The sequence below is a fragment of the Conexibacter sp. S30A1 genome, assembly GCF_023330665.1.
Classification (GTDB): domain Bacteria; phylum Actinomycetota; class Thermoleophilia; order Solirubrobacterales; family Solirubrobacteraceae; genus Palsa-465.
The window spans coordinates 1,580,162-1,594,492 of sequence record NZ_CP097127.1 but is presented as its reverse complement, the minus strand read 5'-3'; the positions used below and the strand labels follow the sequence as shown (position 1 = coordinate 1,594,492).

Here is a 14,331-nt window from a genome sequence, read left to right as displayed (position 1 = left end):
ACCACGTACAGGAACTCGGCAACCTCCAAGAGCCATTGTCCAAAGAGACCTGCCAGGCCCTGATCATTGTCGACGACTTTCTAGTAGTACTTTGTTACTCTTCGGGAGTGTGTCGTAGCGGCAGCTCGGCGAGGTCTATCGGTCGTTGGCAGGTGTGGCAGTGTCCGGACCAGCAGTCGAAGATGGGCATGAATAGGCGGACCGCTTGGGGGAGTGTGAGGCCCGCCGCTGGGCTTTTGGGTCGGTGCGCTCCAATGTCAGGAACGCGTGCGCGGTGCTGACCAGTGCCGTGTGGTGATACCAGCCGATGTAGGAGCGGCCTTCATAGTGATCGAGGCCGAGCTCGCCTTTGAGCTGGCGGTAATCAAGCTCGATCATCCATCGCAGTCGGGCGAGCCGTGCGAGACGCTGGGGCTTGGTGCGGGCCGGGAGGTTCGAGATCCAGTAGTCACTGGGCGTCTCAGCACCTTCGGGCCATTCGATGATCAGCCATTCCGTACGTGGCGCGACGCGGTCCCGGGTGACCGGATGCGCGGCCGTGATCCGTTTGAACGCGAACCTCGAGGACACCCTTGTCTTGCCGGTCCCGCGGAACGCGACGGTCTGGAAGTCCTCGCCGGTCAGTGTCGCGGCATACTCCCCGACCGACACCGGGTCAACGTCGGCGTGATATGCGGCCGGTGAGCGCCCGCGGGCGCCGGGCTTGCGGTCCGGGACCGCGAACACCGCACCCGGCGCGAAGATGGTCGTCTCGGGGTTGATCGACAGCACGTACTGAAACCCGCCCGTGTCAAGCTCACCACGCAGCTGCGTGTTCTCACCATAGGCAGCGTCACCGAGCACCGGCGCAACATCGATCGCCCAGCCCGATGCCTGCTTGACCAGCCCGAGCCCGAGCTGCGGCTTGGTCTGAAACGTCACCTCCGCAGGGATCTTCGCCTTCCGGCGACGCTCCTGATCAGCGCACCAGTCCTCCGGCAGATACAGCGCCCACCCCAACGGCAGCGTCGCATGCTCAGACACCGCATGCAGCGACACGCCGATCTGACAGTTCCCGATCTTCCCAAGCGTCCCCGAGTACTGGCGCTTGACCCCAGGAGACTTCTTCCCGTCCTTCGGAAACCCCGTGTCATCAAGCACCCACGCCTCCGCGGCGACGATCGGCGCGACCCGCTCCACCACCGCCTGCATCAATCGCCCCGGCTCCCACGGACTGTCGGCCAAAAACTGCTGCAGACTCTGATAGTCCCCATCACCATCCAGCCGCTCCACCAACGGCTCAAGGGACTTACGCGCACCTGCTGTCAACAAACCACGAACGTACACCTCAGCATTGGAGCGCTGCGCCGGATGCTTCATCGCCACGCCACTCACCGCAGCCATGAACGCCTCCATCCGATCCTTCACGTCCCGCGCCAGCGACCCCGCCGGCATCTCCTGCTCCATCACCGAAACGGCCATCCGCACCATCCTGCATCGAATAACACCAATGCAGGATGGGTTCGCGCTACAGCGACTAACACCTCCAGCAGACTAACAAAGTACTACTAGGGTCCGGGGACCAAGCCTGCGAGCAGCTGAGCGAGCTGGAAGCCCGTATCGGCAGCCTAATCAGGAAGCGCGGGATCAAGGTTGTCTTGATTGCCATCACGGGCTTCGCCGAGGCTGCCCGTCGCGTGGTCGAAGCAGCGGAGACGCTCGGCATTCCACTGGACCTCTATGTCTGCGATCCCCTCGGAAACGGTGACCGATGCTTCTCCGCAGAGTCAAGTGCATTCCGTTCGGACGCAGAGCGTGAAGGCGCGCGCGAGGTCGCCGAATCCTACGGCCGCCGGCTTCAGCGTAAGTTCCCGCTCGGGTACGCCGATCTTCAGGCGACGGTCGTCTTCGACGAGAGCTGTCCGAATGGCGCACTGCCAATACTTTGGGACACCTCCGGTGATTGGCACGCACTGTTTCCACGTCACAAAGGCCGCTGAACGGGCACGACGCTGCCGCGCTAACGCTTTTCGTGTGATGCTCGTTCAGGCCACGCGATCTCATCGGCGACGCGGTGTTGGTCCGGGCAGTCCGGGTCGTGGACGGACTCTGGGATGCTTGTCACCGGCGCCACGCGGCTCTAAGGTCCTCGCGTGGACTTGGATGCCTGGGACGCTTGGACTCCGGTCGAGGTGGCCGCCAGACTCGATGGCGTTGGTCCCTGGGCGGTTGCAGGTGGGTGGGCGATCGACCTCTTCGTGGGGTTCCAGTCGCGTGAGCATGAGGACCTGGAGGTGGTGACTTCACGGGGAGGGCTGGCTCTGTTTCAGTCAGCGATGCCGGAGCTCGAGTGGTACGCGGCACACGCAGGCGAGGTGACGGCAGTTTCCAGGACTCCTGGGATCCTTCGCCCTACCTGGCAGACCTGGGGGTGGGATGCGCCGGCCGGGAAATGGCGGCTGGACGTGATGCGCGAAACGTGGGTTGGTGGCCGCTGGGCCTACCGGCGCAATCCCGCCATCGACATGCCTCTAGACGCCGCCCTCCACAAGACCGCCTCGCACATTCCGTTTCTCGCGCCGGAGATCGTCCTGCTGTTCAAGGCCAAGCATTCCCGAGACAAAGACCGGCACGATTTCGAGCTTGTTCTGCCTCGACTGACTGACGCACAAGCCAACTGGCTCGCGCGGGCGCTCTCCGTAGAGGATCCAAGTCATGCTTGGCTACGAGAGCTTCAAAGGTAGCTCCGCAGCCCGCGTCGCGATTCCTTTCACGTTCCCGCTGCGTCCGCGACCGCTATCGGAATGGCGACCATCGATCGCGACGTCGCCGACAGCCGGTTGCGCACTGAGGCGAATACTGGTTCTCGGGCATGGAGCACCGGGCCCTGCGTTGCGGCCGATGCGTGCGTCAGGCTTGATGGATCGCCCGCCTCCAACCTCGTCACGGACGCTCGCCGCCGGATCATGTCCGATCTGATCGGACAATCCGGTTCATGCCGAATCAACTGCGCGCGCTAGAAGCAGCCGTCAGAGAGCACGATCTCGGGTTGTCCGACGCTCTCGCGTCGCTCTCCGCTTGCTTCGGACAGGCATCTTCCACCAACTACTCCGAGGTGGTGTACGGCACCCGCCCCGGCTGGAGCCTGACCGTCAAATATGGGAAGCGGGGCCAATTCGCCGGCCTCGATACCAAGCGAGACCTAGACGATGAGGCGCGGGCCGAGGTACTCACGATGCTCCGGGGCCGACGGACACATCGAGTGGCGACAACCGTACTCTTCAGCTACCTGCCGGTGGCAGGTAGCTGGCGATATCGGGACTGGTTCCAGATATCCGCTGTTCCCGACACCTTTCCACAAGCCGAGTATTCCATGGCAGGCGGCTATCCGCTGCCGCACCCGTTCTTCATCGAAGTCGCTTACAGCGGATCGGAGAACAAGCAGCTTGACGACTACCGGAGTGCCGTGGCGACTCGAGAAGCGACGAGGCTCTTATCCGGAGTGGTGCGCCACATCGATGATCGCCTCGGCTCTTATCCGCATGCCGATTGGTTCATTCCAATCGATAGCGGCGACTCCACCACCCACCCATCACCACGACTCGGGTGGCTGGGTTACGCGCTCGATGACTACCACCGCGTCGCCGCAGAGTTCACGCCGATCACCGCCGAGACGCGTGCGATCCCGCACGACCCACACTACGGCTATTACGCGAAGCGCGGGTTCACTGTCGGCCAGTTACTGACGCTACCGGAAACGGTCGAGGACGCTCTCAGCACCTACCGCGACTTGCCAGCGTTGGATCAAGACCGGTTCCTGCACTGGTGCCACTGGCTGAACCACGCTCAGCAGATCAGCAACCTGTCCGCATCCGCGTCAACGATCGCTGCGGCGCAGGCGATCGAAGCGCTGACGCCCGAGTCGCCGGCAGGCGCGAAATGCGTGGCGTGCGGCCGTGAAGACCGGCTCAGCATCAGGGCACGGGTCAAAAAACTGCTCGAGGAATACGCGCCAGGCGACGAGTACGCCGCGGCGCGTCAGGAACTTTATGACTACCGCTCCAAGTTCACCCATGGCTCGTCGCTGTTCTACGGTGAGCTCCGACACTCTGCGTTCGGAGAGTTCGGCCCGCGCTCGTGGATCGAACGCGACCTGAGCCATGCGGCGTTGCTCGCCGCGCGCACCGCCGGAGTTAACTACCTGCTGGGTTTAGGTCGCGAGCCGAGTGATCTCAGCAACGGGCTCCCGAAGTCTGCCCGTGAATGAACCTGTCGGTGTCGAAGCACAAGCCCAGTGGACTGTTGCCCGACGCCAGCCCGGCCCAGCGCTGCGCGGGGCGCGGTGCCTGCCTGTCCGTCTCCGTCCGTTTGACATCCGTTAGCACGCGCCCAGATCGGCGCCATACCCGCCGGCGCAGAGACGCCGAGGGCCCGTGAACACGGACCTTTCGGTGCAGCGAGGCTGGAGTCGAACCTGCGATCTTCGGGTTATCAGCGGTTGACTCGACCATCGACGATTCGGCGGTCGGCGCTACGTCGGCGACATCACTCGCAGTCTGCAGTCTGGACGACTTGGCTTTCCTGCCGCTGACTCGGCTGACGAGCGTCGGCGCATTGGCAGCCGGCCCGTCACACGGTTGCTCAATTGCAGCTCTCGCGCCAGCCGGTGCTCGGCGCGTGGGCGAGAATGCCTGGGTGAGCCGCGCCGCCATCTCCGTCTCGGACTTAAGGGGGCGTCAGATAATAAGTCAAGGAGTTTTGTGGGTTGTGTAGAACTCTTTGTGTGTGATCGATGAGCGTGCGATCGGGGAGCGTTACCGGGCGTTGGCTGGTGATCTGAACGAGCGTCAGCGGCGGTTGTGGGCTGGTGCGGAGGCGCTTTCGCATGGTCGTGGTGGTCAGGCGGCGGTGGTTCGTGCGACTGGCCTGAATGAGGGAACGGTCCGCCGTGGTGTGCGTGAGGTCCAGGCTGGCGAGTCGATCGAGCACGGCCGGGTTCGTGTGCGTGGTGGGGGCCCGAAGGCGTTGAGTGAGAGCGATCCGACGTTGCTGACGGATCTTGAGCGGCTTGTCCGGGATGATGCTCGTGGTGACCCGCAGTCGCCGCTTCTGTGGACCGCGAAGAGCGTCAGGTCGATCGCTCGTGCGCTACGCGATCAAGGCCATCAGGTCAGCCACGAGACGGTCGCGCGGTATCTGCGGTCCCTTGGTTACAGCTTGCAGGCCAACCGCAAGACCAAGGAGGGATCTAGTCATCCCGATCGTGACGCTCAGTTTCGTCATATCAACCAGACCGTCCAGACGGCGCTCAGCGCTGGGCAGCCGGCGGTGTCTGTGGACACCAAGAAGAAGGAGCTGGTCGGGGACTTCAAGAACGGTGGGCGCGAGTGGCGAGCGAAGGGCGATCCGATCCCGGTTCGGGTTCATGATTTCAAGGACCAACAGCTGGGCAAGGTCAACCCTTACGGTGTCTATGACATCGCCAACGACGAGGGGTGGGTGAGCGTCGGGATCGACGCCGACACTGCACAGTTCGCGGTCGCGTCGATCCGAAGCTGGTGGGAGCAGCTCGGCAAACCGCGCTACCCCAACGCTGAGACCTTGACGATCACCGCGGACTGTGGCGGCTCTAACGGTTACCGGACCAGGCTTTGGAAGACCGAGCTACAGCGCTTCGCTGATCAGACCGGCCTGCAGATCCAGGTCTGCCACTTCCCGCCCGGAACGTCGAAGTGGAACAAGATCGAGCACCGCCTGTTCAGCTACATCTCAAGAAACTGGCGTGGACGGCCGCTCGTCTCTCGTCAAGTGATCGTCGAGCTGATCGGCGCGACGACCTCAACCGCGGGGTTGAAGGTCTACGCCCAGCTCGATGAGAACACCTACCAGCGGGGCGTCGAAGTCCCCGACGCTGAACTGGCCGCGGTCAACCTAACCCCGGACGAGTTCCACGGCGAGTGGAACTACCTCATCAAACCGCGACTTATCGACTGACGCTTCCTAAGCCAGTGCGAGAAGGCGCTCGCCGAGCTCCCGGCGAAAGGCGCAAGACCGGATCCGGCGAGCAAACCGGGCGCTTTACGGCGATCCGCCGCCATCCTGACTCGGTAAGGCTTTAGAAGCCGTTGGCTATTGCTTTGGGTCATGGGCCCTACTACTCGTAGGCGAGTGCTTCGGCGACGTTGCATCGTCGGTCGGCCCTGCCAGTTGTGGCTATAAGCGTTGACTTATAGCAGCTCTGGCTTATACTAGGTTGGTGGCGTGGGAGATCGAACTCACGGACCAAGCCAGGGACTGGATTGAGTCGCTCGACGATGACGATTACGACTCGATGGCCGGCGTCCTAGATCTCCTCGAACAACTCGGTCCATCACTCGGCCGTCCAGCGGCCGACGTCATAAACGGCTCGCGTCATCACAACATGAAGGAACTCAGGTCGAGCGGTCGCCATCTGCGCGCACTGTTCTGTTTTGACCCGCGACGGACCGCGATCGTGCTGCTCGGAGGCGACAAGGCCTCAGACTGGACTGGCTGGTACGAGCGCAGTATCCCAATCGCAGATGAGCTGTACGACGAATACCTCGCGGAACTAGAAACGGAAGGATTGATCTGATGCCAAACACGACAAGCTGGAGGGATATTCGTGGCCGGCGACCCCCGGACGAGGCGGCCGTCGAGACCGAGAAGCTACGGATCAGACTCGCAACGCTCCGCGAGCAGGTGGGGGTGAGTCAGATCGAGCTGGCCGAGGCCCTCAACACCAGTCAGTCAAATGTCTCGCAGCTCGAACGAAGCAACGATCAAATGCTTTCGTCGATCGCGAGATATGTTCACGCACTGGGCGGTGAGCTCAAGCTCACTGCCGTGATCGGCGACACCGTCTATACGCTGCTCGAGGATGTCGGTGACCTGACGCCGTCGCGCCGGAGGCGTCCGCCCGTGGAAGCTCGAGGTTCCACGAAGACTGCGGCCCGCTCAGCAGCAGCCGGCGGCAGGGGAAGCAGCCAGTCTGGCCAGACCAAGAGCGCTGTACTCGCCGCACTAGCGAAGAGCGGCCCGATGACCGCCAGCCAGGTAGCAGCTGCGACCGGGCTGAAAACGACGACCATTAGCTCGACGCTCTCAAAGCTCACCAAGAGCGGCGAGGCCGTCAAAGCCCCCCGCGGCTATTCGGTACCCCGGCGATCGCGGTCGCGCGCACGGCAATCAGCCTGAGTGGGCGCACATTCACGAGGAGATCCGAGCCCATCGTGATCGCTTTCGTGTTTGACCGCTCAGCCGCCAGACAAGCGGATTGGCGACGAAGCAGTCACAGTGGCGCTAGCTTGGCACGGATTGGCTGAACGTTGGTGATCGGCTCGCTGGCTGGTGCTCCTGGCTGGCGCAACTTCGGCGCAGTTACCGCGAGATGCGGGACTCGCGAGTGGTTGGTCGTCGTCTGGTTCGCTGGTGATAGGGGTCGCTGACCGGCCGCGTCCGGGTTGTCGCGCTGGTCGTGCTTGTCGTGGCCAGACGCGTGGTGATCGGCGACGGGACGCGGCCTGTTGACGCTTCTGGCGTCGTGTCGTGGTGGGATCTCGTCGGCGCCGCGTGCCCGGCGGCCGCGAAGGGTTACCGGGGGTTGCTGTTGCTCTTTACACTCCCCTCACCGGGCTGGCGGCCTGGAGCGGTCCTGTGGGAGGATGATGGTCGGGTGTTGGGTGAGCATGACCGGCAGGTTCTGGATCTTGCATCGGCCTGGTCGGTGTTTGTGGCCGATCAGGTGGGGGTGCTGCTCGGCTGCGATCAGGACACGGCTGAACCGGTGCTTGATGGTCTTGTTGACCGGGGGTTGTTGTTGCGGGCCAGGTTGCTGCCGGCCGGTCAGCCGTTCTACCGCGTGACCAGCGAGGGGCTCGCCGAGGTCGGGTCGAGTCTGCCGGTACCGGTCGTTGACCTGGTGGGGTTGCGTGGAGAGCTTGCGGTGGTGTGGCTGTGGCTTTTGGCGCGTATCGGCCGGCTTGGTGAACCGGTTGTTTCGGTCAGCTCGCGCAGGGAGCTTGCAGCCAGGCCGGGGATGGTGCAGGGGCCGGATGTGCTGGTCGCGACCGACCGCGGGTGGGTGGCGGTGCACCTGGTTCTCGGCATCCCGGACCTTGCGCTGTTGCGCCGCGTGCTTATGAGCTACGGCTCCGATCCACGGTTCGTTGAGGCGATCGTTCATGTTGAGACGCAGAGCACCGGTGTCGCGGTCAAGGAGCTGGTCGAGGGCCTTGGGTTGGCGAGCATGGTGCGCGTTCAGTCCGTGATCCTCTAGCCGGCGGTGGGCTGGACGGGTTGGGCGTGCTGCCAGATGTGCTGGTAGTGGTCTTCGAACTGTTTGAACAGCACCGGCTGGCGGTCGGCGCGCAGCCAGATCACCGGGCTCTGGTCAGCGGGGGTGGCGTAGAGGTGTGGGGATATGAGCTGCTGGTTGTCGGCACGGATGATGCTGTGGTAGCCGGCCGCCACGAACACCCGAACCTCGATCCCACGGGCTGCTTCCGTGTTGAGCAGCTGGAGTGTTTGGACGGCTTGGTCTGCGAGGGTGGAGCGGGCTGCGAGCTTATGCGTGCCCTCTGCTTCAGCTTCTGTGATCGTCAGGTGCGCCGACTCGGGGTGAGAGACCAGCACCCGAACCAGGACACCCTCTTGGGCTTTGCCGGCCAGCAGCTCAACGTCCTGTGGTTCGGTGAGAACGTGGTGGAGCGTGAGATCAAGCAGATCGATCTGCACGACGGCTTGTCTGATCAGCTGCCGCCAGCTGTTGACGGACACGTTGGATGGTGATGACGGCGCCATTCTGGATGGTGATCGGGGGGACGAACGACTGAACGACCAAAGGGGTGTCGGAGGTCGAGAACGGCGGCGGGGAAGGAGGATCAGGGGTTCGGGCGTTGCGGCGGTTTGTCGCGCGTTTGTGATCGCTTCGCTCTCGCCTTGATCGCTCGCCACGATCGTGGTGGCGGGACGCGGGGGTGTTGTCGTGGTGCGGGCGTGTGTGGGCGAGCGATGCGGACCACTCGCGCGTAGCGGTGGTGGTTCAGGCGTCGACGGTCGGTGCAGCGGTCCAGAGTGTTGAGCGCCGTTGATTTTCGGGACGGTGATGCTTTTGTTCGGCGGCATCGGGGGGTGGGGTACGAAAGAAGAAGTAAGTCCGGGGTGGGGTCCCGGGCTGACGGCTGATCGGCTCGCAATGAAGGGCGGTCAGGGTCGTGGGCTTGCGGTTGCTTGTCGCGCGTTTGTGACCGCTTCGCTTTCGCTTTTGATCGCTCGCCATGAGGTGCTCAGGTTTCTGAGTGACCGGTCTGGTGGCGCGGCCGGGTGCTCGGCGAGCGATTCGACCCACTCGCGCGTGGCGGTAGGCAGCCGGCCGGTTATGTCCCGCTGCTGCTGGCGGCCCAGAGCTGGGCGGGTCGTCCGCCGGTCGGGATCTGGGTGCTGTGGACGCGGTGGGCGGCGTGCAGGGCTTGGAGGGCGTGGTCGATCTGCCCGGCGGGCTGGTTGTGGTTGAGGGTCTGGCTGATTTGGCTGCGGGTCAGTCCGCCGGGATGGTTTGTGAGGATGGTGTGGATCTGTTCGGCGAGTGGCTGACCGGTCGCACCGGTGAGCGCCCATGCTGCGGACCGGGTGGCGTAGTCCTGGAGCGCGAGTGCGGCGCTCAGGTGCGGGCTGCCGATCTGGGTTTTGCCGTCAGCGAGGGCGTAGAGAAGCGCGAGGCGGATGACGTGCGCTTCGGCGCGGGCGGTGATCTGGCCGATAATCCCGGCCTGTGGCTGGGCGAGTGTGCGGTAGGCGTGATGCCACATCTCCCGGGCGTCGGGATCAAGCTTGATCTGGCCGGCTGTGCGTGCTTGGCGTAGCGCCGTGGCGAGCAGGCGATCAAGGCCGGTGCCGGCGAGGGGGTCAGGTTCGCCGCCTTCTGGGAGCAGGCGCTGGCGGCGGCAGCAGACGATCAGGATCCGGTTCAGATACCCGTTGGAGAGCTCTGCCTGGGTTATGTGGCGGCGCAACTCGTGTTGGGTGATGTGACCGATTAGCGTGATGTGCGCGGTGCTGGCGCGCGCCGGCGCGGTGCGGGTCAGGATCGCCAGTGGCCGTCCATCCCACGCTGAGCGCAGAGTTGGTGAGAGTGTCGAGATCTCACGGCTTGCGGCCTTCAATACTGACGCGAATTCTGGTTCGATCACCAGCAGCCGCTGATCAGGGTGACCGGGATCCTGGCCGGCTGGGTCACGGACCGCCCAGATCAACCCCTCGCCACTGGATAGGCCGGTGAGAATCCGTGAGTCGATCGACGTGTCGACACTGACCAGAAGCCGACGGACATGATCCCAAGATGACCCCTTTCTCGCCTTCGCGCTGTCACCGACCAGCAGCATGAACTCGTTGGTGTGATGGCGGGTCGCTTCGACTTGGAACCACGCGCCACGACCGATGGCGGTACCGAACCCGACCAGCAGCTGGGTGAGGATCGCGACCGGGTCAGCCTCGGTGTGCGGGGCGACGCGGCCCACGATCTCGCCGAGCAGCTCGTGGTAGACGGCGGGTGCTGGTGCTTGCGGCCAGCCTGGCGGTGCTGGCAGCAGCCCGCTGTTTGTAGGCTGATCCTCCGGTGGCGGGTCAAGCAGCGACAGGGTGGCGGTCATTCGGCTGAGACCTCTGTGACGGCGACCCGTGCCGAGCTCTCATCCACGATCGCCTTGTTTGCCGCGAACGCGGCAACCAGCGCCGCGACAGCGAGGTTGTTGATCAACCTCGGCAGACCACGGGACGTGGTGTGGATCAGGCTGATCGCATCATCGGAGAACAGGGTGTCCGAGCGGCCCGCGAGCGCCAAATGATGCTGCACATAGCTTCGGGTCTCTTTCAGGTCGAGGCCGTTGATCGTGTAACGCACCGCGATCCTCTGGTCCAGCGCGGTGAACGTGCCGTTGCGCAGCCGACGCCGAAGTGTGGGTTGGCCGAGCAAAAGCAAACAGAACGGGGCGGTCTGGTCCATCCCCATGTTTGACAAACACCGGATCCCCTCCAGGCTCTCCGCGTCAAGCAAATGGGCTTCATCAATGATGATCACGACATGCTTGCCACGCTCCGCGCTCTCGGCGGCGAGCATCTCTTGGGCTTGGGGGATCAGAGCGGCGTGATGGAACCTAGGGGTGGCGCCCAGGGTGTTGATGATCAGCCCGTAGATACCGCGCAACCCGACGCCGGGGGTTCCGAGATAAAGCACCGTGTGCCTTGAGGCATCAAGGCTCGCCACAGCGGCGCGGGCAGCAACAGTTTTGCCGGCGCCGCACTCCCCGCTGATCACACCGATCGCCTGCTCACTGATGCACCACGCCATCCGGGCGACCGCCTCAGCATGCGAGCCATGGGCATGCAACATTCCCGGTGCCAGATCCTTCCCGAACGGCATGCGTGTGAACCCGTAATGGGCGCGCAACCTGTCAATACTCACTGCTCATCCCTCCTGCTTTTGGTTGATGTCACGATCCTTCTCGCCGTCGCCGTCGCCGTTGTTTGTGAGGCTGGCGTAGTCGATCCGCTGACCACCCAGCTCAGCGTCGCGCTGCTCAGCCAGCAGCTTCAGGTAGTCGATCCCTGTGCCGGCCGGTGGTGGCGGCAGCTCCCGCTGGGCTTGTGGGTGGGTGCGGCGGCCGATCACCAAAGGTGTGGCGGTCCCCATCGGGCGATGCTGGTAGCGAACCTCGATCATCGTGAGATCGAACGGGTCGAACACCAACTCGACCTTGCAGCCGGCGAGCGCGGCGTTGACCTCGTATTGGTTGGCGTAAAGCGACACGGTCGCGGTCTTCGTGACCGTCCGTTCCTGACTCCACAGAAACGCTTCGCGCAACAGCGCCGGGGTCGGCAACTGGGGTGCGCCCGCCGCATCAAACCGGGCCAGCGGGGCTTGCTTGGTCTCTGAGTGCACCCGGCGGTGATAAACGACCTCCACCCACGCGGAGAACCGACGGTTCAGCTCCGCCAGCTCGATGCCATCATCGATCTCCACCAGGAACTGGTCGCGCACGGTCCGGAAGAAGCGTTCGATTTTCCCTTTCGTTGTCGCCGCCCTCGGGCTTGCGTGAATCAGCCTCACACCAAGCACCGCACACGCACGAAATAGCTGTGAGGACACGAACGCCGAGCCGCGGTCAACCAAAATCTGGCCGGGCACCCCACGGCTCATCAACCCGGCACGGAGCGCGGCCTCGAGGCGGAACACATCCTCACCGGTCCCCCACCGCCACCCGGTCAGCAGGCGAGAGTGATCGTCGATAAACGCGACGAGCACCGCCCGCGCGGCGGTGCCGGCGAGCCTGGGGCCATGTAACCCGTCCCCAGTCCACAGCTCATTCCGGGCAGCGGCTTCGAACCGGCCATAAACCTTCCCTGCAGTGTGACCATCACCCCTGACGTTCAACCCGGCACGAGCCAGATGCGTCTGCAATGTCCGCAACCCCGGCACGTCCTCACCGTCCTTGACGCTGGCGAGCATGATCTGCCTGACCTGCGCGGCGGTTCGCTCCGGCCGCTCACGTTTCAAAGCGAACGCCAGCTCCAATGTCTCGGCCGGTGTCCTGACCGGGACGACCCGCCGCCGGGGAAGCAAAGCCTCGAACCCGCCGCGGCGATAAGCACGAATCCACTCATCCAGAGTGCCGCGCGCGACCCTGACGAGCTGCCCATCAGGCCCGACATGCTCACGCCCAGCCAGTGACCGAACGAGCCGGCCACGCTCAGCTTTCGACAACCCCTCATCGGCGGCGTCACGAATCAGGGTGTAACGAAACAGGCCGATCTCCCGGCGACGATCCTCATTCACCTCGTTGCTCTCCCGCGCTCTCGTTCATCCGAAGCGCAGGAGCGTCTCAGCTCACGCCGCCCACGGGAAGGCGGGAGCTCGTGTTGCCAACAGCACCCCGCCAGACAACCTGGACACAACCGGCCACGGATCCACCGGACCGAACCTCAAAACCCACGCCCTGGCCGTGACTGCGATCGCTTCCAACGCGTCCGCGACCACGCTCCCAGCCGGCATGATCGGCCCGAGCTCCGGGTCCAGCACGATCGCGCACCGCGTGAAATGCTCCCGAATCACATCCGCCCGCGCAGCGAACCGGCTCAACCAGCCCCGGACCGTGTCCGCCGGCAACCCCAACCACCCAGCGATCCGGCGATACCCCTGCCCAGCAACGCTCGCCTCAACCGCCGCGCCGATCACAGCCACCTCGTCCCGACGACGCAACAACCCGATATCAGGCAACAGCACATGGGTCCCCAGACACCCCCGGCACCTGGCCCGCCTGGGCACCAGCCGCCGGTCAGCACCCCGACAGCGCAACACCCGCTCCCGGCCATGACCCCACGGCCCCAACACCGCCCGGCATAACGGACACAACAACCCGCCAGCCAACAACTCAGCCTCGACCACGGCAGGCTCTGCACATACGATCAACATCGGGGTGCCACCTCCGGCATCCAAGAGAGCCCTCCCGGCAACCGCCAAGCTGACGGGAGGGCTCTCGCGCGTTCACAAACGCGCCAAGCCTGCCACCATCGCAGCAAACATGCCGCCGATGAACGGCGCCACCCACACCGCGCGTGCCGGATTCAAACGGCGCTCAACACTCGCAACGTTCTGGCACGGATCGTGAACGACAGTGAGTGCGCGATCAGCTGGTGATAGGCCTCGCCCTTTGCCGACCTGGCAGATGCTGCGTCACGCTTCCTCTGCTGCCACCAGATGACCCCGAACCCTGTGATGCCGGTGAGTAGGCTCGACCCCAGAGCCGCGACAACGGGAGCCCAGATCGACACACGCTCAGCCTAGCCAGCGGCTCGGCGTAAGGAGATCGTCACAGGCATGGTGTAGGAATCAGGGGAGGAGTTCACATTCCTACGAAAGCGAGCAGTGCTGAGCAGTCGTTGTTGTTGAACGGCCCTTCGGATTCGAGGGACGTGAACCGACGGCCGGAGTAGGGTGCGCACGTCCTTTTGACTTTGGATACTGGCGTGCAGGTCTTTGTCTGTGATCTGCACGCGCCGTGGCAGCGCGGCAGGAACGAAAACACCAACAGTCGATGGCTGAACCGATCGCCGCCGGCTTGGATCGAACGCCTATGTCTCCAGCACAGCTACTGCTCGCCCTCAGGGCTCACCTCTGCGGCGCTGGGCGCTTGCTGGTCGTCGAACTTCCCCGCGCTGCGCTGCGTGGTTGTCCCCGTCGAGTTTGACCGCCCTCCTCCTCGGTGTCCGCATAGCGTACAGCTGCTCGCTTGACGGCCGCATATCGCGGTGGTAGGTTCTTCCCGCTGTTACTCACAA

General features: G+C 64.1%; 13 protein-coding genes. 7 read left to right on the top strand and 6 right to left on the bottom strand.

The features are described from left to right. Positions 1–135: 135 nt before the first annotated feature. The gene (locus tag M3M54_RS07930; RefSeq protein WP_249019544.1) at positions 136–1,461 is read right to left on the bottom strand and encodes an IS701 family transposase; all 1,326 of its coding nucleotides are present in this window, start codon (positions 1,459–1,461) and stop codon (positions 136–138) included. 176 nt (positions 1,462–1,637) lie between these two features. Between M3M54_RS07930 and M3M54_RS07925 the strand changes: the two genes are divergently transcribed. The 7 genes from M3M54_RS07925 to M3M54_RS07895 all read left to right on the top strand — a co-directional run bounded on the left by M3M54_RS07925 (position 1,638) and on the right by M3M54_RS07895 (position 8,275). Then, complete coding sequence (locus M3M54_RS07925) at positions 1,638–1,979, top strand: hypothetical protein (RefSeq protein WP_249021620.1); 342 nt, start codon at positions 1,638–1,640, stop codon at positions 1,977–1,979. Positions 1,980–2,132: 153 nt separating this feature from the next. Next, positions 2,133–2,723, top strand: a complete 591-nt coding sequence (locus M3M54_RS07920; protein WP_249021619.1) for a nucleotidyltransferase domain-containing protein — start codon at positions 2,133–2,135, stop codon at positions 2,721–2,723. 251 nt (positions 2,724–2,974) lie between these two features. Continuing rightward, positions 2,975–4,246, top strand: coding sequence for a HEPN domain-containing protein (locus tag M3M54_RS07915; protein ID WP_249021618.1), 1,272 nt, complete (start codon positions 2,975–2,977; stop codon positions 4,244–4,246). Positions 4,247–4,764: 518 nt separating this feature from the next. Beyond that, the gene (locus tag M3M54_RS07910) at positions 4,765–5,973 is read left to right on the top strand and encodes an ISAzo13 family transposase (protein ID WP_249021617.1); all 1,209 of its coding nucleotides are present in this window, start codon (positions 4,765–4,767) and stop codon (positions 5,971–5,973) included. Positions 5,974–6,235: 262 nt separating this feature from the next. After that, positions 6,236–6,592: a type II toxin-antitoxin system RelE/ParE family toxin gene (locus M3M54_RS07905; RefSeq protein ID WP_249021616.1), complete on the top strand. Its 357-nt coding sequence runs from the start codon at positions 6,236–6,238 to the stop codon at positions 6,590–6,592. Next, the gene (locus M3M54_RS07900; protein ID WP_249021615.1) at positions 6,592–7,194 is read left to right on the top strand and encodes a helix-turn-helix transcriptional regulator; all 603 of its coding nucleotides are present in this window, start codon (positions 6,592–6,594) and stop codon (positions 7,192–7,194) included. The genes M3M54_RS07905 and M3M54_RS07900 overlap by 1 nt, the downstream gene beginning before the upstream one ends. 289 nt (positions 7,195–7,483) lie before the next feature. Next, on the top strand, positions 7,484–8,275 hold the full coding sequence (locus M3M54_RS07895; RefSeq protein WP_249021614.1) for a hypothetical protein: 792 nt from the start codon (positions 7,484–7,486) through the stop codon (positions 8,273–8,275). On the opposite strand, the gene M3M54_RS07890 is transcribed toward M3M54_RS07895, so the two are convergent. From M3M54_RS07890 to M3M54_RS07870, 5 genes are all read right to left on the bottom strand, one after another. After that, positions 8,272–8,775: a hypothetical protein gene (locus tag M3M54_RS07890; protein ID WP_249021613.1), complete on the bottom strand. Its 504-nt coding sequence runs from the start codon at positions 8,773–8,775 to the stop codon at positions 8,272–8,274. The genes M3M54_RS07895 and M3M54_RS07890 overlap by 4 nt on opposite strands. 599 nt (positions 8,776–9,374) lie before the next feature. Then, positions 9,375–10,646, bottom strand: coding sequence for a YfjI family protein (locus M3M54_RS07885; protein ID WP_249019416.1), 1,272 nt, complete (start codon positions 10,644–10,646; stop codon positions 9,375–9,377). Beyond that, on the bottom strand, positions 10,643–11,458 hold the full coding sequence (locus tag M3M54_RS07880; RefSeq protein WP_249019415.1) for an ExeA family protein: 816 nt from the start codon (positions 11,456–11,458) through the stop codon (positions 10,643–10,645). The genes M3M54_RS07885 and M3M54_RS07880 overlap by 4 nt, the downstream gene beginning before the upstream one ends. Positions 11,459–11,461: 3 nt before the next feature. Next, complete coding sequence (locus M3M54_RS07875) at positions 11,462–12,829, bottom strand: DDE-type integrase/transposase/recombinase (RefSeq protein ID WP_249019757.1); 1,368 nt, start codon at positions 12,827–12,829, stop codon at positions 11,462–11,464. Between the two features lie 51 nt (positions 12,830–12,880). Next, positions 12,881–13,276 (bottom strand): helix-turn-helix domain-containing protein, encoded by a 396-nt coding sequence (locus tag M3M54_RS07870; RefSeq protein WP_371878586.1) that lies wholly within the window; start codon positions 13,274–13,276, stop codon positions 12,881–12,883. Positions 13,277–14,331: the final 1,055 nt, after the last annotated feature.